1 rRNA gene is annotated in these 255 nt (G+C 59.6%); it reads left to right on the forward strand.

Features of this window, described 5'->3' with window-relative positions:
- Window positions 1–255: ribosomal RNA gene (locus QSK36_RS43305) — 23S ribosomal RNA — on the forward strand; the annotation flags it as partial.

The raw sequence follows: 255 nt of genomic DNA on the forward strand, positions 1-255 counted from the left end.
GTACCCGTAGGAGAAGAAAACAATTTAGTGATTCCGTGAGTAGTGGTGAGCGAAAGCGGAGGAGGCTAAACCGTGCGCGTGTGATAGCCGGCGGGCGTTGCGTGTGCGGGGTTGTGGGACCTTCCGGGGGAGACCGCCGTCTCTTCAGGCAGTGAGAAATCGGTGGGGTAGTCGAACGCTCTGGGAAGGGCGGCCGTAGACCGTGATAGCCGGGTAGGCGAAATCTTGCCGACTGTTGGGAGTGTTCCCGAGTAG

Origin of the sequence: Microbispora sp. NBRC 16548 (assembly GCF_030268985.1) — a bacterium.
Taxonomy (GTDB): Bacteria; Actinomycetota; Actinomycetes; order Streptosporangiales; family Streptosporangiaceae; genus Microbispora; species Microbispora catharanthi.